At 37.2% G+C, this 17,109-nt stretch carries 21 protein-coding genes; 9 read left to right on the top strand and 12 right to left on the bottom strand.

The genetic code is table 11. The features are described from left to right. Window positions 1-31: 31 nt before the first annotated feature. From ACFJGY_RS00665 to ACFJGY_RS00640, 6 genes are all read right to left on the bottom strand, one after another. Complete coding sequence (locus ACFJGY_RS00665; protein WP_379966789.1) at window positions 32-721, bottom strand: hypothetical protein; 690 nt, start codon at window positions 719-721, stop codon at window positions 32-34. A 9-nt stretch (window positions 722-730) separates the two neighbouring features. Beyond that, the gene (locus ACFJGY_RS00660; protein WP_379966786.1) at window positions 731-952 is read right to left on the bottom strand and encodes a hypothetical protein; all 222 of its coding nucleotides are present in this window, start codon (window positions 950-952) and stop codon (window positions 731-733) included. Window positions 953-990: 38 nt separating this feature from the next. Continuing rightward, window positions 991-1,374 (bottom strand): hypothetical protein, encoded by a 384-nt coding sequence (locus ACFJGY_RS00655; RefSeq protein WP_379966783.1) that lies wholly within the window; start codon window positions 1,372-1,374, stop codon window positions 991-993. 64 nt (window positions 1,375-1,438) lie between these two features. Further along, entirely contained in the window at window positions 1,439-2,080 is a 642-nt protein-coding gene (locus ACFJGY_RS00650; RefSeq protein ID WP_379966780.1) for a MotA/TolQ/ExbB proton channel family protein, read from the bottom strand. A 102-nt stretch (window positions 2,081-2,182) separates the two neighbouring features. Next, the gene (locus ACFJGY_RS00645) at window positions 2,183-3,112 is read right to left on the bottom strand and encodes a ferric siderophore ABC transporter substrate-binding protein (RefSeq protein WP_379966777.1); all 930 of its coding nucleotides are present in this window, start codon (window positions 3,110-3,112) and stop codon (window positions 2,183-2,185) included. A gap of 69 nt (window positions 3,113-3,181) precedes the next feature. Next, on the bottom strand, window positions 3,182-3,640 hold the full coding sequence (locus tag ACFJGY_RS00640; protein WP_379966774.1) for a hypothetical protein: 459 nt from the start codon (window positions 3,638-3,640) through the stop codon (window positions 3,182-3,184). 223 nt (window positions 3,641-3,863) lie between these two features. Here ACFJGY_RS00640 and ACFJGY_RS00635 point away from each other — a divergent pair, with 223 nt between their 5' ends. The 4 genes from ACFJGY_RS00635 (at window position 3,864) to ACFJGY_RS00620 (ending at window position 7,247) form a co-directional block, all read left to right on the top strand. Further along, entirely contained in the window at window positions 3,864-5,663 is a 1,800-nt protein-coding gene (locus ACFJGY_RS00635; RefSeq protein ID WP_379966771.1) for a DUF885 domain-containing protein, read from the top strand. Window positions 5,664-5,687: 24 nt separating this feature from the next. Continuing rightward, window positions 5,688-6,134, top strand: coding sequence for a DinB family protein (locus tag ACFJGY_RS00630; RefSeq protein WP_379966768.1), 447 nt, complete (start codon window positions 5,688-5,690; stop codon window positions 6,132-6,134). A 26-nt stretch (window positions 6,135-6,160) separates the two neighbouring features. After that, complete coding sequence (locus ACFJGY_RS00625) at window positions 6,161-6,769, top strand: Crp/Fnr family transcriptional regulator (protein WP_379966765.1); 609 nt, start codon at window positions 6,161-6,163, stop codon at window positions 6,767-6,769. Window positions 6,770-6,884: 115 nt separating this feature from the next. Next, window positions 6,885-7,247 (top strand): hypothetical protein, encoded by a 363-nt coding sequence (locus tag ACFJGY_RS00620; RefSeq protein WP_379966762.1) that lies wholly within the window; start codon window positions 6,885-6,887, stop codon window positions 7,245-7,247. A gap of 24 nt (window positions 7,248-7,271) precedes the next feature. Here ACFJGY_RS00620 and nth read toward each other — a convergent pair whose 3' ends face one another. Next, a complete protein-coding gene (gene nth, locus ACFJGY_RS00615) occupies window positions 7,272-7,895 on the bottom strand; it encodes an endonuclease III domain-containing protein (RefSeq protein ID WP_379966759.1) in 624 nt (207 codons plus the stop codon). Between the two features lie 61 nt (window positions 7,896-7,956). On the opposite strand from nth, the gene bcp reads away from it, so the two are divergent. After that, window positions 7,957-8,403, top strand: coding sequence for a thioredoxin-dependent thiol peroxidase (bcp, locus tag ACFJGY_RS00610; RefSeq protein WP_379966756.1), 447 nt, complete (start codon window positions 7,957-7,959; stop codon window positions 8,401-8,403). On the opposite strand, the gene ACFJGY_RS00605 is transcribed toward bcp, so the two are convergent. From ACFJGY_RS00605 to ACFJGY_RS00585, 5 genes are all read right to left on the bottom strand, one after another. Further along, complete coding sequence (locus ACFJGY_RS00605; protein WP_379966753.1) at window positions 8,404-8,871, bottom strand: GyrI-like domain-containing protein; 468 nt, start codon at window positions 8,869-8,871, stop codon at window positions 8,404-8,406. 1 nt (window position 8,872) lies between these two features. Then, window positions 8,873-9,385, bottom strand: coding sequence for a GNAT family N-acetyltransferase (locus ACFJGY_RS00600; RefSeq protein WP_379966750.1), 513 nt, complete (start codon window positions 9,383-9,385; stop codon window positions 8,873-8,875). An 11-nt stretch (window positions 9,386-9,396) separates the two neighbouring features. Further along, the gene (locus ACFJGY_RS00595; protein ID WP_379966747.1) at window positions 9,397-9,870 is read right to left on the bottom strand and encodes a GNAT family N-acetyltransferase; all 474 of its coding nucleotides are present in this window, start codon (window positions 9,868-9,870) and stop codon (window positions 9,397-9,399) included. A gap of 49 nt (window positions 9,871-9,919) precedes the next feature. After that, window positions 9,920-10,990, bottom strand: coding sequence for a calcium:proton antiporter (locus tag ACFJGY_RS00590; RefSeq protein WP_379966744.1), 1,071 nt, complete (start codon window positions 10,988-10,990; stop codon window positions 9,920-9,922). Between the two features lie 108 nt (window positions 10,991-11,098). Then, window positions 11,099-13,234: a S46 family peptidase gene (locus tag ACFJGY_RS00585; protein WP_379966741.1), complete on the bottom strand. Its 2,136-nt coding sequence runs from the start codon at window positions 13,232-13,234 to the stop codon at window positions 11,099-11,101. A 90-nt stretch (window positions 13,235-13,324) separates the two neighbouring features. On the opposite strand from ACFJGY_RS00585, the gene ACFJGY_RS00580 reads away from it, so the two are divergent. From ACFJGY_RS00580 to ACFJGY_RS00565, 4 genes are all read left to right on the top strand, one after another. Continuing rightward, window positions 13,325-13,765, top strand: coding sequence for an META domain-containing protein (locus ACFJGY_RS00580; protein ID WP_379966738.1), 441 nt, complete (start codon window positions 13,325-13,327; stop codon window positions 13,763-13,765). A gap of 129 nt (window positions 13,766-13,894) precedes the next feature. Beyond that, the gene (locus ACFJGY_RS00575; protein WP_379966735.1) at window positions 13,895-14,308 is read left to right on the top strand and encodes an OsmC family protein; all 414 of its coding nucleotides are present in this window, start codon (window positions 13,895-13,897) and stop codon (window positions 14,306-14,308) included. 224 nt (window positions 14,309-14,532) lie between these two features. Continuing rightward, a complete protein-coding gene (hflX, locus tag ACFJGY_RS00570) occupies window positions 14,533-15,747 on the top strand; it encodes a GTPase HflX (protein WP_379966732.1) in 1,215 nt (404 codons plus the stop codon). An 86-nt stretch (window positions 15,748-15,833) separates the two neighbouring features. Next, window positions 15,834-17,108 (top strand): cation:proton antiporter, encoded by a 1,275-nt coding sequence (locus ACFJGY_RS00565; RefSeq protein WP_379966729.1) that lies wholly within the window; start codon window positions 15,834-15,836, stop codon window positions 17,106-17,108. Window position 17,109: the final 1 nt, after the last annotated feature.

Genomic DNA, 17,109 nt, shown 5'->3' with positions numbered 1-17,109 from the left:
GAAGAAACTATTGCAATTAATCGTATCGAAATCAAACCAGTGAAATACAAATGCCTTTATGATCGCTCAAAATCCCTTTTTTAATAAATGTTTTTGCTTCTTGTATCTTATTTCCCAAAAGTTTGGGAATAATAATATGGTCAATGTTTTCAGTAATTTTTTCGGTAGCATTTAAGAGGTTCAAATCTCGAAATAATGTTTTTAGAGATTCTGTCGTTTCAGAATTTATTGTGAAATATTTTTCATTCTTTAAAAAAGAAGTGTTGAGATCACCGGCTATGATTAGGTTTGGATTTGATTCATAGATTTTTTTACAATCCTTGATGCAATTTTCCAATTCATTTTTCGCGTAAGGTTTCTTTTTGAATTGAGTTCCAATTATTATTGCAAAAAATACTAAATCTCCAAACTCTGTTTCGAATTCTAAAGCGAGACACGTTTTAGCATCACTTACTGGCAGTTTTCTCTTAATCGGGATTTTAGAATAAATAATTGTTCTGAAGGCTTTTTCTCTTTTTAAATATTTGGAATAATTTAAGCCTTCATAATCAATGTTTTCAGGAATTTGTTCTGAGAAATATTTAAATTCAAAGTTTTGTAAATTGAGATCGACAGCTTCTGTCAAAATTAGGAAATCAAAATCTTGCTGGTTTAAGAAATATTCAATTATTTCAGGTTTAATTTTCTTACACCAATCAATATTGAGTGTAGCAATTTTCATTTCAAGAAATTAAAAAACAATCGTGTAAGTCCCTTGAGAAATATTCTGTGATTTTTTAGCTTTCACATATTTTTTGGTCCAAATTACGGCGGCTGTAATATTGCAGGCATCTTTAATTCCGCTGCTTCGTCCCGCAGAAGTTACGTTTCCGGCTTTATCAACCGTAATGAACATGACCAATTGTCCTTTGGTTTTGCAATTATGAGAAGGTAATTTTCCGGCTTTTCCCATCGTTCCTGGAATAAAAGCTGTCAGGATTCTGTCTTTTCCTATTTGAGTGATTTTATCTTTTTTTGGATCTTCAACTTTCTCGTCTTTTTTGGCGAGTTTTTATCCTCAGCTTCAGCTTTCGCTTTATCAGTTTTAGAAATTTCCTTTTTATCTTCTTTAACAGGAGTGATATCTTTAGCGATAGAAACAGTATCTGCAGGAAGAACCTCAACATCCGGAACGTAGATCTCCGGTTTTATGACAGAATCTTTTTTAGGCTCAATTTTTGGTCTCGGAATTTCTGTAACGACAGGCTTTGGCTGTTCAGAAGCTTTGTAATAAAGGGAATTGAACGAGAATAACAGCACAAAAAAAACCAGCGCAACTACATAAAATGCAATTGGCAAGCCTGATAATTTTTTCGTTCTTCTTCGGAATTCCATTTGTATTTTTTATTTTAAGTATTAATTATCAGTCTAACTTCTAAAGACTAAAATCTAATTTCTATTATGCCGGTTTGTTGATGATATCCAAAAATTCGTTGGTATGAAACTGAATTTTCATTAGTAAATAATCAACTTTTGCCACCAGAATATTGTGAAAAATATAAGATAAAAACCCGACGATCAGTCCAATAACTGTCGGAGCTAATGCTTTATAAAAGTCAGCAGCCAAAACACTTTGAGAAACGACAGTTTGCGTTTTTGACAAACTTCCAAAAGTCGAAGCTAATATTAAGACACCGCCCAGAAGTCCCAGCATTGGCGCTGCACCGGAAAGTGTTGCCAGGAAACCGATGTTTTTCTCCGCTTTATTGAGCTCTATTTGTGCGTGTGTTTCCATTGCGTTGGAAATTTCGCTGATTGGACGGCCTAATCTGTTAAGTCCTTTTTCCACACTTCTGGATTCTGGAGAATTGTCTCTTCTGCAAAAATCAACTGCAGCCTGGATTCTGCCGTCATTCAAAAGATCGTTCACATTTTTCAGCAGATAAGGATCAACCTGATTTTCCCGGTTGAGTGCGTATAATTTCTGTCCAAAAAAAAGGATGGCCGCAATTCCCGAAAAAATAAGAATAATGATGAGAGAAACGCTTAACAAGCCTCCACCAAACAGGAATTCCCAAATAGAGATATTTTGATTTGCCATAGTTTTTAATTGTATTTACAGTTTCAAATTTATGAATAACTTAAGGATTAATCAGGGTAGATTACGGAAAAATTTACGTAAAATGATTATTGATAGGAATATTTAAAAAACAATTTTGTAAGTTCCTTTCGAAGTTACAGTCGAGGCTTCTGCTTTCACATACTGCTTCACCCAGCTTATTGCCGTACTCGTGACACAAGGATCGGAAACGCCGCTGAGACGTTTTGCAGAAGTTACTTTTCCGGACTTATCAACTGTATAAGAAATACTGATGCTTCCGCTGGCTGTACAGTCGTGATTAGGTTGTGCGCCGCCTCTGCCCATCGTTCCGGGAATGAAACCGACCAGTTTTCTGTCAATTCCAATTAAGCTGTTTCCGTCGCCATCTCCACCAAGCGGGTCGCCGTAATTTCCAGGTCCGGTACCATTTCCCTGAGATCCGGATTTTGTTCCTCTTCCTTTCAGAAGATTTCCTATGGCTGCATTTCCACGGCCGTCTCCGGTCGCATTTTCTTTTTTGATGTCACCTTTGGTGTTGGTCTTGCCTATTGTATTTTTTGTAGAATTTGCAACTGCAGGAGAATTAGTTTTTTCATTCGCTTTTTTCGTTGCAACAGGTGGATTTTTTGTTCTGGTAGGGATTGGTACTGTATTTTCAGGAATGTCTTTTTCTATTTTTTCTTTAGATGCCTTCGCAACTTCGGTAATTACTTCTTTTTCATCTTTCTTTTCAACAATTGGAGCAGCGCTTCCTTCTTCCTCTTTTGGCTCTTCCAGACCTTTGCCATTTCTGTTGTCGCCGTAGTTAATGCGCATTTCTGTGAGTTCAACAGGAATAATAGTTTCACTGTTGACCGCAGTTCTTTTTGTGGATTTAATAAAAGAAGCCGGAAGAAAAAATAAAACGGAGAAAATAAAAATGCCAACTACCAAAGCTTTGGTAAGTGTAAAATCATAATGCTTTCGGAATTCATAAGCGCCGTAAGCTTTATGTCGGTCTTCGAAAATAATATCATCCAGATCCTGATACATTGGCAATAACTTGTTTGCGTTATAATTATTTATAACGATTCGTAAATATAAATATTATTTCCGGAAAAATTAGTCGTCAACTTCTATCTCATCGGGACGGAAATGGCATTTCAGCTTGAACGGAATAGGATTTTCGGAACCCGTATAAAAATCTGTGATGTTTCCTTTCCAGCAAAGTTGGAGGTCATCCGTTTCATTTTTATCAAATGTAAGTTCGTTTTCAAACAGAAAAGCTTCATCATCATCAAAAAGATCAACTTCTGTATAGATCTCATCATCTGTGTCTTCTACTACAAAAGTCTGACCTTCCAGCTCAGAGGTTGTTATGGGAAACTCGATGATATCTAATGATAACTGAGGGAATTTGTATTGTAAAGAGTCGTCGTCTACGTGATCCAAAGAGTCATCTGTAATGATCTCTACTTCCAGAAAATTCTGCGCATTAATATAAACAGCCTTGCAATAAGTGTTCTTGATAAAATACTTCAGAGTTTCCTCCGGGTGATAGATCTTTAGTATTCCTTTCATTATAAGGATAATAAATTATGAAGTGATATTTTTAATAGTGTTTAACAAAGATAAAAAATAGAATGAATGTGAAAAATTTTTGTTAATTATTTTTGATAATAATCATTGAAATTAATCAAATTGTTGATATTGTATTAATATACAAGAGTCAACCCTCGTACAAAAAGGGGTGCGATTTTGTAATCATTAAAATATTATCTTTACAATGCCTAAAAAATTTAGAATGAAATCTTTTTACCAAATATTACTTTTTGCAACTCTGTTTTCAATAGTCTCCTGCAAAAAAGGCGATTCTCCGATGATGAAGATCACGATGTCCAGTTCGTCCGATCTTGATACGATTGCAGCAAAATATTATGAAGAATATCTCAAATTATATCCTTTGGAAGCCACTTCACAAGGAGACGAGCGGTATAATGACCTCTTACCGAATAATCTGAGCCAGGATTTTATTAAAAACGAGATAGCATTCTATAATTCAGTTCAGAATCAGTTAAAGTCTGTAGATTACAACAGTCTGGATAATGACCATAAAGTGGTTTTCGATGTTTTGGAATATACATTGATCGACAAACAGGAGCGTTATGCCTATCATCCGGAATATATTCCTTTCACCCAGTTTGGAGGATTGCCGTTGGATTTTCCGATGTTGGGAAGCGGAAGCGGAATACAACCCTTCAAAACTGAAAAAGATTATGACAACTGGCTGAAGAGAATCGAACTTTTTCCTGTTTGGATGGACTCAGCAATAGAAAACTTCCGGTCTGGAATGAAAAGTAATGTTGTCCTTCCAAAATCATTAGTCATAAAAATGATTCCTCAGATGAAAGCGGAAGAAATCACCACTTTTGAAATCGAAAAAAATATTTTCTACGGACCAATCAGAAATCTTCCGAAAGATTTTAAGCCTGTGACGGCAAACAAATATTCTAAGCTATATCAGGATGCAATCAAGAATAAAATCATCCCGGCATATCTTAAAATGGCATCGTTTCTTGAAACAGAATATCTGCCAAGAGCCAGGACTACAGATGGTTACAATGCTCTGCCAAAAGGAGATGACATCTATGCCTATTATGTAAAAAGCTGGACAACAACAGATAAAACACCGGACGAAATCCATAAAACAGGACTTGCAGAAGTAGAAAGACTCAGAAATGATATGGAGAAAGTGAAAAATCAGCTTGGATTCAAAGGTTCTTTGGAAGAATTCCTGAATTTTGTAAAAACCGATCCGAAAGCAATGCCTTACAAAACTTCGGCTGAGGTTTTGGCAGGATTCCAATCCATCTTAGACAAAATCACGCCGAAGCTGAAAACGATGTTCAACGTAACACCGAAAACACCTTTCGAAATTCGTCAAACAGAAAAATATAGAGAAGCCAGCGCGAGTGCAGAATACATCCAGGGTAGTCCGGATGGCAAACGTCCCGGGATTTTTTACACACCAATTCCCGATCCAAAAAAATTCAATGTGACATCCGGAATGGAGTCCCTCTTTCTTCACGAAGCTATTCCTGGTCATCATTATCAAATCTCTCTACAACAGGAAAATTTGAAATTACCAAAATTTCTTAGATTCGGATGGATTGGTGCTTATGGCGAAGGCTGGGCTTTGTATTGTGAATCATTAGGTTCAGAACTCGGGCTTTATACAGATCCTTATCAGAAAATGGGATCTTTGAGTGATGAAATGTTAAGAGCAGTTCGTCTCGTAATTGATACAGGAATCCACACCGGACAGATGTCCCGCGAAGAAGCCATCAAATATTTTCTAAGTAATGTCGCTTATGATGAAGCCGGCGCAACGGCAGAAGTGGAGCGTTATATGGCGATGCCCGGACAAGCGTTGAGCTACAAAACAGGCGCGATGAAGATCCGTGAGTTGAGAGAAAAATATAAAAAGGAATTAGGAAAGAAATTTAATATTGCAGATTTCCATGATGAAGTTCTAAGCCAGGGTTGCCTTCCGCTTCAGGTTCTTGAGAGAAAGATGGATCTTTGGGCGAAGGATGTGAAGTAGATATTTAGTTAAAAAAATTACATAATGATGTTGGAAAGTTTAAAATCGCTCTACAATCGGGATTTAAATAAATTGAAAATTGAAATTGAGTCTTATCAAAACGAAGAATCGATTTGGAAAATTGATAAGAACATTTCCAATTCAGGAGGGAATCTTTGTCTCCATTTGATTGGGAATCTTAGCACTTACATCGGCGCAGAACTCGGAAATACAGGATATATCAGACAACGGGATTTGGAGTTTTCACTGAAAAATATTCCTAAAACTGAACTTCTAAAAAAAATTGCATCCTTAATAGAAATTGTAGAGTCAACGCTCAGTCAATTATCTGAAGAAGATCTGGAAAAAGATTATCCAATCGAACCACTAGGTTACAAAATGACGACTGAATATTTTCTGATTCATTTGTTTGGACATTTGGGTTATCATTTAGGACAAATTAATTATCATAGAAGACTTCTTGATATTTAATCATAATTTTTACTTTCTAATTTTAATTGATATTTCTTTTGGCAACAATTTCCTTCGAAGCTTTTTTTACATATGTCGAATCCAAATCTTCATTGATTTTAAATGCGGCCGAAAAAGAACTATTACAATCAACTTTTAAGGCAAAACATCTGCGCAAAAAACAATACCTGCTGGAGGAAGGCGAGATTTGCAAGTATATGTGTTTCTTAATAAAAGGATCGGGACGCATGTATTCTGTCAATGAAAAAGGCCACGAACACACCATTCGGTTTGCCATAAAAAACTGGTGGCTGGGTGATTATGAAAGTTATAATTTCAATACGCCTTCATGTTACAATATCGAAGTCCTGGAGGATTCTGAAGTGCTGATGATAGGCCACCAGCAGATGCAGAAACTCATCAGTTTAATACCGGCGATAGATCTGATGGTGAAGAATATTGATCAGAAAGGAGCGGTTGCCACACAAAGACGAATTCACTCTTCGATAAGTCAAAGTGCAGAGGAACGTTATGATCAATTGATCAAGTCATATCCGGAGTTTCTGAATCGTTTTCCTCAAAGCTTAATTGCTTCATACCTTGGAATTTCGCCTGAAACGCTGAGCAGAATACGTAAAAACAATTTGAAAAAGTAAATTGAAATGCGTGTATTTGATAAAGGTCAATTAATTTATTTGATAAATGTCAAGGGTTTGATAACTGTGCAATTGATAATTTTGTTCCTATAAATTAATCAACAAAATAATTACAATGGACACATCATCAGAACTTTTACAGGACAGTTTATTATTAATCTGGAACAACCGCAATTCAGCAGAAAGAATTGCATTGATGGAGAAAATCTACGCATCCGACATTTCATTCTTCGAAAGCGACAACAGCGAACCTTTTGTGGGATTCAAAGCTATAGACGAACTTATTCAAAAGATACAGCAAGATTGGCCTTCGGAATTTGAATTCGTCCTAACAGAAACTCCAAAATCGAATCACAATATTCAGCATATTCTTTGGCAATTGGGAATTCCTACTCAGCAGCCGGTAGCAAAAGGTGCAGATATAGCGATCATAGAAGGCGGAAAAATAAAATCTTTGTATTTATTTTTAGGAATTTAAATGAAATTTTGACGGAAAATGCTTTTATGGTTTCTCAAAAAGCATTTTCGTAATCAGATCTCTCTCCTGACTTCCTCTCGCCGGCGAATATTCTCTTCCGTAATAGATGATCTGGAGGTGCAGCTTGTTCCAAAGACTTTCATCCCAGAGATTTTTCGCATCGCGTTCTGTTTCTACAACATTTTTTCCAGAGGTCAGTTTCCATTGTTTCATTAGTCTGTGGATATGTGTATCAACCGGAAAAGCCGGAAATCCAAATGCCTGACTCATCACCACAGAAGCCGTTTTGTGGCCGACACCAGCGAGTTCTTCAAGCTCTTCATAGGTTTGCGGAACAACAGAGTTGTACTTTTCAACAAGAACTTCCGCCATCTTTTTCAGATTCTTGGCTTTTGAATTGGTGAGTCCAATACCACTTAATAATTCTTTGATTTCCTCGACGCTCAATTTTGCCATTTTCTCAGGCGTATCGGCTACGGCAAAAAGTCCTGGTGTGATTTGATTCACTTTTTTGTCCGTCGTCTGTGCAGAAAGAGCGACTGCAACCATCAGAGTATAAGCGTCTTTGTGCTCCAGTGGAATAGGAACTTCCGGATATAATTTTTCCAGTTCTTCCTGAACGATTTTTGCCCTTTGCTTTTTGGTCATATTTGAAGTAGTTTTGTTTAATAGAAATCTGAACTGTAAATTTAACTTTAATTTAAAAATTATGCTTAAAGTAGGAGACAAATTACCAGAATTTGAAGGAATAAACCAAGATGGAGAAACTATTAATTCAAAAAATCTGATTGGGAAAAAACTTGTTGTTTTCTTTTATCCTCAGGCCAACACGCCAACTTGTACGGTAGAAGCGTGTAATCTGAGCGACAATTATTCTCTGCTGGAAAAAGCCGGATTTCAACTTTTGGGCGTAAGCGGAGACTCTGTAAAAAAACAGAAAAATTTCCATAACAAATTTGCCTTTCCTTATGATCTTATTGCAGACGAAAATCACGAGATCCTTAATAAATTTGGGGTTTGGCAGGAGAAAACAACATTCGGAAAAACGTATATGGGAATTGTGAGAACCACTTTTATATTTGATGAGAAAGGCGTTTGCGAAAGAGTTATAGAAAAAGTAACGTCGAAAACGGCAGCAGCGCAGATTTTAGAGTAATTACTTTATCGGAATCCAGATCTCTTCTTCAGCAGATTCGCTGGCAGGATCATAATTTTCTCCGAAGATCTCAAAATGTGGTCGGTAATCAATTTCAAATCGATTTTCCGGAATAAAAGTCTGGAAAATATATTTGAAAACTTCCGGTCCGTTTTCAGCTTTTCCAACGTAATTGAAAACCAAATACTTTCCACTTTCTAATTCAAACGATTCAAATTCATCCGGAATATTTTCAAAATCAGAAACTTCGGCAAATGCATATTTTGTAAAGGATTGATCAGGTGTGAAATTTTCTGGATAGATTTGAAGAGAAAATAGTTTGTCAGAAATCCGATTGGAGATTTCATTTCTCCGCATCATAAATTTTCGCCAGACCATCGGTGTTTTATCTTCCTGAAAAGAAGTTGTCATACTGAAACCAATCAATTTCTTGGGTTCGATGGTCTCTATTCGATGAGGTAAATTCATATTACAAAACGAGTTCGTAGAGATTGAGATCCACATCATCATTAGGGATTCTTACCACTTCTTTGAACTTCAGCCCCAATTTTTCTATTAACCTGATGGAAGAAAAATTCTCCGGCAAAGTGATTGCGCTTACTTTTTTTATACCAAATTCATTGATCCCGATATCCATTATTTTCCTCGCCGCTTCGTAAGCATAACCCTTTCCTTCGTACGCTTCCAAATATGCAAAACCAATATCAACACCCTCGATTCCTTCACGATCGTACAAGCCAACCGTTCCGATCTTCTCCTGATTTGATTTTAAAATCACAACACAATTTCCGAAACCCAGCCTTTCGATCTGAGGAAGGTTCTTTTCCCGCACATATTTTTCGGCATCTTCCAGGTTGTGAATATTTCTGTCACCAATATATCTGAGCCACTTTTCTGTATTGACCAATTGCATCATAAATTCGGCATCATTGATGTCAACCGGCTTTATGATTAAGCGTTCTGTTTCGTAAGTTTTTGACATTTTGTTAAAAATTAATTTTCATAATATCTTAATTCCTCATTATCATCAGGGAAAATGACATATTTCTGAAAGGTGAGTCCGAGTTTTTCAATTAATTTCTGAGAAGAGAGGTTTTCGTCAGAGGTCATCGCAGAAAGTTTTTTCAATCCAAAGTCTGATGCTGCAATTTCTTTTAGTTTTGAAGCCGATTCATAAGCATAACCTTTGCCTTCGAAGTCCGGAAAGAAAGAAAAACCAATATCGGGAATATCAATTCCATCTCGTACAAATACGCCAACTGCGCCTATTTTTTTATTAAGTTCCTTATGAATAACCACATAATTCCCATAGCCTAACTTTTGAATTTGAGGAAGAAATCTGTTTTTGATATAGTTTTCAGCGTCTTCTTTTGTTCGGAGATTTCGGTCGCCAATATGTTTTATGAAAGAAGGTAAATTATACAATTCCAGGAAAAAATCCGCATCTTCTAAGTCTGCGGGTTTCATTGTTAATCTTTCGGTTTCAAAGTTTTTCATTAATTAAAAATAAAAAATTTTACGGAACTATCACAGTGAAAATATAAGCGAGAAGATTTACCAATAAAACAACGCCGTAAAGGACATTGGTCTTTCCGCGATTTAATGAAAGCATTACGGTGTAAAGTGAAAGACCAAGTAGAATCATAGATTTGACATCCAGACCCAGAAGAAAAGGCAGATCATAAGCCAGGCTGACGACAGCTACACACGGAATTGTGAGTCCGATACTAGCAATTGCCGATCCCAAAGCAAGATTGAGACTTGTCTGGAATTGGTTTCGCCTGGCTGCTTTTATTGCGGCCATACCTTCCGGTAAAAGAACGACTGCGGCGATGATGACGCCGACCAAAGCTTTTGGTGCTCCAAAGTTATGAACGACAGCTTCTATTGTTGGTGACAATGATTTTGCTAAAAAAACAACGACACCCAGACAAATGATCAAAAAAACCAGACTCATGATGCTGGTAAAGTTATTTGGCGGATCAGCGTGAGGTTCATCGTCATTTTCCGGCAGGAAATAGTTTCTGTGTCGTACAGTTTGGACCATCAAAAATGTGCTGTAAATAACCAGTGATGCAACAGAAAAGAATATAAGCTGTGCCTTGCTGAACGTTGCAGAAAGTTCGCTTGTGGTATAATTTGGCAAGATCAAAGTCATTACAACAATGGCTACCAGGCTTATCAGCGCCATATTTCCTGAAGTTCTCGCAAAGAATTGTTCCTTGAATTTGATTCCACCAAGTAACAGACAGGCACCTAGAATTCCGTTTAAAATCAACATGACTGCTGCAAAAACGGTGTCTCTTGCCAATGTTTCGGTCTCTTTGCCGCCGGCTACCATTAAGGAAACTATTAACCCAACTTCCAAAACAGTGATCGCAATTGCCAAAATAATTGTTCCGAAAGGCTCACCAACTTTATGTGCAACAACCTCGGCGTGATGAACGGCTCCCAGAACCGATGCGATGAGTAATAATCCTCCTAAGCCAGCCAGCCAAGGACTATCATCTACAACTCCGAACAGGTAATAAACGAGAGATAATATCGGGAAAATATAAGACCAGTGAAGTAAAGTTTTTAAACTCATAAAAAATGATTTCTCTAATTTACAAAAAAATAGTTAAGCAGTTTTTTCAAAAATAGGCAACAAAAAAGCCACCAAATCTGGTGGCTTGTAAATATATTTTGATAAAAATTATTTCACCAAAGTCAGTTCGCTGATGAGTCTTGTGGCGCCGGCATATTTGTCGATTACCCAAAGTACATAACGAACATCCACATTGATTGTTCTCTGTAAATTCGGTTCGAAAACGATGTCGCCGCTCAAGGCTTCACTGTTTCCGTCGAAGGCAAGACCAAGTAAGTTTCCGTTTCCGTCAATGATTGGAGAACCGGAGTTTCCACCTGTGATATCATTGTTTGACAAGAAATTGATTGGCATAAATCCGCCTTTCTTATCAGCATATTGTCCGTAATCTTTTTTCTTGGCAAGGTCCAGAACTCTTTGAGGAAGGTCAAATTCCTCATCGCCTTTTTTGTACTTGGCAACCATTCCGTTGATGTCGGTGTAGTAATTTTCTTTAATGCCTTTATAGTTTCTGTCGGCTCTTTCCGGAAGTGTCTGCACAGTTCCGTAAGTCAGTCTCATTGTAGAGTTGGCATCCGGATAGAATACTTTTTCGGGTTGCGCTTTTCTAAGTCCGTCTAAGAATAGTCTGCTGTTTTTGGCAAAATTCTCATCAATTTTAGAATATTTTTCAACGCCTAATTTTTGTTCTTCCACGATGCCGTTTACAAATTGTCTCAGTTTATCGCCATCGATTTTCAATCTGTCAGGTTTTTCTACAAATGCCAAAGCTGATTTTTTATTGGCAAAAACAGATTCGTAAGCCAAAGTTGAAAGGTTATTGACATCTGCTGCCAAAATTGTTGGAGAAGCAAATTCCTTGGCAACTTTCGCTTTGTAAAGAGAAGTCAACGCTACCAGCATATCACCTTCTACATTATCGTGGAATCCGTCATAAGCTTTTTCAACGGCTTCCAGAACTTTAGGCTTCATTGATGCTTTTCCGGCTTCGTCCTGATCTGCGTATGTTTTGAATAGACTTCCCAACTGAAAAGTCGTTCCAAGATAATGTGCATTTCTTTGAAGAATAGAAGCATAATTACGTTCTACATTTCTTCCAGAAATCTGTTGGTAATAAGCTTTAATTTCCGGTAAAACGCCATAATATGTACTTTCGTTAGGAGCCTGGGCTGCCCATTGATTATATATTTCTTCGGTTTTTTGTTTTTCTGAAACGGTTCCGTTTTTCTTAACGGCATCAATAGTTCCCGCTCTGTTTTTCCAATAGTTGGCAACACTTGCGTACTGAGAAGCATAATCGAGCTGAGTCGCTTTGTCTTTGTCCATATACTTTTTCAAAACGTCCATTGTTACTTTAGAAGCTTCTACCCAAGCCGGATAATCTTTGTCTACCATCTGCTCGATTCCATAAGATGTCAAATAACGGTTTGTTCTTCCCGGATATCCAAGAATCATTGTAAAATCTCCGGGTTTGTAACCTTTTAGAGAAACCGGTAAGAAATGTTTAGGTTTTAGAGGAACGTTGGTTTCAGAATATTCTGCCGGATTTCCGTTGGCATCGGCATAAGCACGAAAAACCGTGAAATCTGCCGTGTGTCTCGGCCATTCCCAGTTGTCTGTATCACCACCGAATTTCCCTAATGATGAAGGTGGTGCGCCAACTAATCTGATATCTTTATAATCCTGATATACAAAATAATAGAACTCGTTTCCGTTGAAGAAATCTCTTACAACAACCGTATATTTTCCGTTTTCAGAATTTTCTGTCTGGATGGCTTTGTATTCTGCATCGATCACTGCTTTTCTGTCAGCAGCAGACATATTATTATTAAGTTTAGCATTGATTCTTGCAGAAACATCATCCATTCTTACCAAAAATCTGATGTAAAGTCCTTTTGCATTGAATTCCTCATTTGGTTTCATGGCCCAGAATCCGTTTTTCAGATAATCTTTTTCAGGTGTCGAAGCTGCCGCAACTGCATCATAACCGCAATGGTGGTTTGTAAAGATCAAACCCTGGCTGGAAACCATTTCGCCCGTACAGAAACCGCCGAAACTTACGATGGCATCTTTCAGGCTGGAATTATTTACAGAATAGATTTCTTCCGGCGTCAAGTGCAGACCTTCTTTCTGCATATCCACGCCGTTCAGACGTTTTACAAGCATCAGAAGCCACATTCCTTCGTCTGCTCTCATCTGCGTATAACCTACAAACAAGGTTAAGACTAATAATATTTTTTTCATAAGTAAAAATTATTTTAATGAGGCTAATTTAATCATTATTTTAAATCCAATGGTATGAATTTGGCTAAGAGATCAGGCAAAGTCAAAAGAATGAAATTTCTACAATCAATCGGCATTTTATCATTAATATTAATTCTTACAGTTTCTTGCAAATCGTCAAGTAGCACATCCGTATCCATGGAGAATATTCACCGAAAATGGATGTTGGTTGAATACAAAGATTTTACAAAACAGGAATTAACAAACCTTGAATCTTACATCGATTTAACTAAAAATCCTGAAACTCCCAGTCGTTACACTGCTAAAATGGGTTGCAACGGAATGTTTTTTACGGCAGAATTTAATAAAGGAAAAGCGAAATTTTCTGGCGTTGGTTCAACAATGATGTACTGTGAAGGAAGAATGAGGCTGGAAGAATTGTTCGGAAAAGATTTACCGACCTTAAATCAGTACAAAATCGAAGGACATTTCTTAACTTTAACAAATCCAAACGGTGGCAAAATGAAATTCGTTGCTGCAGATTGGGATTGAGAAAATTAATGATGAATTATAAATGATGAATGATTTCATTTGTGACTTGAAAACATTAAAAATTTAAAAAGATAATTTGCGCCTTTGTGTTAAAAATAAAGTATTAATATAAATCCAAAATAGAAAATTATGAAAAGAAGTGCAAAAGCTGTCTGGAAAGGCACAGTAAAAGAAGGAAGCGGTGTAATCTCTACACAAAGTACAGTTCTAAATGACACTCAGTATTCTTTCAAAAGCAGATTTGAAGAAGGTGTCGGGACAAACCCGGAAGAATTATTAGCTGCGGCTCACGCCGGGTGTTTTACAATGATGACTTCGGCTTTATTATCAGAAGCAGGTTTCACGCCGGAAAATCTTGATACCGATTGCAAAATCACACTTCTGGACGGGAAAATTACTTTATCAGAATTGACGCTTAATGCAAAAGTGCCTGGAATCCCCGAAGAAGATTTCCAGAAAATCGCACACGACGCCAAAGAAAAATGCCCTGTCAGCAATGCTTTCAGTTTCGAAAAAACGTTGACGGCGACGCTTTTGAGCTAACTGTTTTATCGCAAAGGCACAAAAATTTTGAAAATCGTTATGCTTCAAGTCGCAAATCTATAATTGTTTTGAAAGTCAACTTTTCGACTTTTTTATAATTATAGAGTTAATAATCCTGCGCCTTTGCGATAAAAAATGCACAAATAAAATCAAAAACCAAAGTTCATCTTTGGTTTTTTTGTCGAAAAATAGTATCTTGTCAGAATCAGAAATTATAAAATTTAATGCTAGAAAAAAAAGAACATCAGTACGAAAAAGCGGTTTTGGTAGGTTTAATTACCCAGAATCAAAGCGAAGATAAACTGATAGAATATATGGACGAACTGGAGTTTCTGGCTTTCACAGCCGGCGCTACAGTTGCCAAACGTTTTACCCAAAGACTGACTCAGCCGGATTCTAAAACCTTTGTCGGGAAAGGAAAAATGGAGGAAATCCGTGATTATGCAAAGGAAAACGGAATCGGGACTGTCATTTTCGATGATGAATTATCGCCTTCTCAATTAAAGAATTTGGAGCGCGAAATGGAAGTCAAAATCCTGGACAGAACCAATTTGATTCTCGATATTTTTGCCCAAAGAGCGCAGACTTCTTATGCTAGAACGCAAGTAGAATTGGCTCAATATCAATATCTTCTTCCCCGATTAACAAGAATGTGGACCCACCTCGAAAGACAAAAAGGGGGAATCGGAATGCGTGGACCTGGGGAAACGGAAATAGAAACCGACAGAAGAATCATCCGTGACCGAATCACTTTGTTGAAAGACAAACTGAAAGTCATTGACAAACAAATGGGAACGCAGCGGAACAACCGCGGAAAAATGGTGCGTGTTGCGCTTGTTGGCTATACCAATGTTGGAAAATCTACCTTGATGAATGCCTTGTCAAAATCTGATGTTTTCGCTGAAAATAAATTGTTTGCAACACTGGATACAACAGTAAGAAAAGTGGTGATTGGGAATTTGCCTTTCCTTTTGACAGATACGGTTGGATTCATCAGAAAATTACCGACTCAGTTGGTTGAGAGTTTTAAATCAACTTTGGATGAGGTTCGTGAAGCAGATTTGTTGATCCACGTGGTTGATATTTCGCACGAGAGTTTTGAAGACCATATCAATTCTGTGAACGAAATTCTTCAGGAAATCGATGCGCATCAGAAGCCTATGATTATGGTCTTCAACAAAATAGATGATTTCAGCTATGAGAAAAAAGATGATGATGATTTGACGCCCGGCTCCCATAAAAATATTTCTTTGGAAGAATGGACAAAGACATGGATGGGAAAATCCAAATATCCAACCGTTTTCATCTCTGCTTTGACAAAGGAAAATTTTGTCGAAATGAAGAAAATGATCTACGATGAGGTTCACAGGATTCATATTTCCCGTTTCCCTTACAACGACCTCTTATTCGAATATTTCGAGGATGAGGAAGAAAATTAGTCTAATTGCTAATAAATAGAATTATGTTCATTCGGTTGTGTTAGAAAATCCATTAACAGTCAACTATCAACCAACAACTAATATTAATGGAGTTATATTACTCATTTTCAGTACTTATTGTTTTAGCTTCTGTCTTTGCTTATATCAATCATAGAGTTCTAAAACTTCCCAGCGCAATTGGGATTATGGTGATTGCAATCATCGTTTCTGTGACTTTAGTAGCTTCGGGTGACAATTTTTTACCAAAGACGACAACTCATCTTACGGAATTGATTAATAGTTTTGATTTCACCGAAGTTTTGATGGGGGCTATGCTTAATTTTCTTCTTTTCGCAGGCGGAATCCACATTAATATCAAAGATCTTCGGGAACAATTCGGACCAGTTTTGATTTTTTCTACAGTTGGCGTTATCATTTCCACTTTTGCGGTCGGTTTTGGTACTTTTTATCTTCTTCCATTGGTTGGTATTCAATTGCCTTTTATTTATTGTCTTGTCTTCGGAGCCCTCATTTCTCCTACAGATCCGGTGGCTGTTCTCAGTATTTTGAAGCAGGCGAATGTTTCAAAATCTCTGGAAACGAAAGTAGCCGGTGAGTCTCTGTTTAATGACGGTATGGCGGTCGTAGTTTTCACTGTTGTCTTACAATTGGCAATTGGGAAAGAAGTTGCCCTTAATGTTGAAAGCATCGGATTACTCCTGCTTCGCGAAGCTGGCGGTGGATTGCTTTTGGGTGTTCTTCTTGGATTATCAGCGTCTCGTGCCATGCGTGTTGTAGATGATTATATTATTTCAGTTTTAATTACTCTGTCAGTTGTTATGGGTGGTTATCTGATTGCTCACGAAATGCACATTTCTGCACCTTTGGCGATGGTTGCGGCCGGATTGTTTATGGGAAATTTCAGTGAAAGTTTCAAAATGAAATCCGAAACGCAGGATTATCTGATCAAATTCTGGGAACTCATCGACGAAATAATGAATGCTGTTCTGTTTCTGTTTATTGGTTTTGAGCTGCTGTTAATCAAAGACTTAAATGAATATCTTGTTGCAGGAGGAATCTGCATTTTAATTGTATTGATTGCCCGTTGGATTGCGATTTTCGTTCCGACAAAATTTATGGCTTTTAAATACAGATTCAGTCCGCAGACCGTGAAAGTTCTGGTTTGGGGCGGAATCCGCGGCGGCGTTTCCATTGCGTTGGCCTTATCCATTCCTCAAAACGAATATAATAAAATCATCATCAGCATCACTTATTGTGTGGTTGTGTTTTCAATTGTTGTTCAAGGCCTTACAATCGGGAAAGTTGCTAATCCTAAAAAGATTGCAACAGAAGAGAAAGTATTGGAAACATCGAATAATTAAG

The sequence above is a fragment of the Epilithonimonas sp. UC225_85 genome, assembly GCF_042695135.1.
Taxonomy (GTDB): domain Bacteria; phylum Bacteroidota; class Bacteroidia; order Flavobacteriales; family Weeksellaceae; genus Epilithonimonas.
Note: the sequence above shows the minus strand (reverse complement) of the source record. Positions and strands in the feature narration are given on the sequence as shown.

Bases quoted from the DNA above. Each gene is read 5' to 3' on its own strand.
- ACFJGY_RS00665 (WP_379966789.1), bottom strand. From the start codon at position 721: ATGAAAATTGCTACACTCAATATTGATTGGTGTAAGAAAATTAAACCT.
- ACFJGY_RS00660 (WP_379966786.1), bottom strand. From the start codon at position 952: ATGGGAAAAGCCGGAAAATTACCTTCTCATAATTGCAAAACCAAAGGA.
- ACFJGY_RS00655 (WP_379966783.1), bottom strand. From the start codon at position 1,374: ATGGAATTCCGAAGAAGAACGAAAAAATTATCAGGCTTGCCAATTGCA.
- ACFJGY_RS00650 (WP_379966780.1), bottom strand. From the start codon at position 2,080: ATGGCAAATCAAAATATCTCTATTTGGGAATTCCTGTTTGGTGGAGGC.
- ACFJGY_RS00645 (WP_379966777.1), bottom strand. From the start codon at position 3,112: ATGTATCAGGATCTGGATGATATTATTTTCGAAGACCGACATAAAGCT.
- ACFJGY_RS00640 (WP_379966774.1), bottom strand. From the start codon at position 3,640: ATGAAAGGAATACTAAAGATCTATCACCCGGAGGAAACTCTGAAGTAT.
- ACFJGY_RS00635 (WP_379966771.1), top strand. From the start codon at position 3,864: ATGAAATCTTTTTACCAAATATTACTTTTTGCAACTCTGTTTTCAATA.
- ACFJGY_RS00630 (WP_379966768.1), top strand. From the start codon at position 5,688: ATGATGTTGGAAAGTTTAAAATCGCTCTACAATCGGGATTTAAATAAA.
- ACFJGY_RS00620 (WP_379966762.1), top strand. From the start codon at position 6,885: ATGGACACATCATCAGAACTTTTACAGGACAGTTTATTATTAATCTGG.
- nth (WP_379966759.1), bottom strand. From the start codon at position 7,895: ATGACCAAAAAGCAAAGGGCAAAAATCGTTCAGGAAGAACTGGAAAAA.
- bcp (WP_379966756.1), top strand. From the start codon at position 7,957: ATGCTTAAAGTAGGAGACAAATTACCAGAATTTGAAGGAATAAACCAA.
- ACFJGY_RS00605 (WP_379966753.1), bottom strand. From the start codon at position 8,871: ATGAATTTACCTCATCGAATAGAGACCATCGAACCCAAGAAATTGATT.
- ACFJGY_RS00600 (WP_379966750.1), bottom strand. From the start codon at position 9,385: ATGTCAAAAACTTACGAAACAGAACGCTTAATCATAAAGCCGGTTGAC.
- ACFJGY_RS00595 (WP_379966747.1), bottom strand. From the start codon at position 9,870: ATGAAACCCGCAGACTTAGAAGATGCGGATTTTTTCCTGGAATTGTAT.
- ACFJGY_RS00590 (WP_379966744.1), bottom strand. From the start codon at position 10,990: ATGAGTTTAAAAACTTTACTTCACTGGTCTTATATTTTCCCGATATTA.
- ACFJGY_RS00585 (WP_379966741.1), bottom strand. From the start codon at position 13,234: ATGAAAAAAATATTATTAGTCTTAACCTTGTTTGTAGGTTATACGCAG.
- ACFJGY_RS00580 (WP_379966738.1), top strand. From the start codon at position 13,325: ATGAAATTTCTACAATCAATCGGCATTTTATCATTAATATTAATTCTT.
- ACFJGY_RS00575 (WP_379966735.1), top strand. From the start codon at position 13,895: ATGAAAAGAAGTGCAAAAGCTGTCTGGAAAGGCACAGTAAAAGAAGGA.
- hflX (WP_379966732.1), top strand. From the start codon at position 14,533: ATGCTAGAAAAAAAAGAACATCAGTACGAAAAAGCGGTTTTGGTAGGT.
- ACFJGY_RS00565 (WP_379966729.1), top strand. From the start codon at position 15,834: ATGGAGTTATATTACTCATTTTCAGTACTTATTGTTTTAGCTTCTGTC.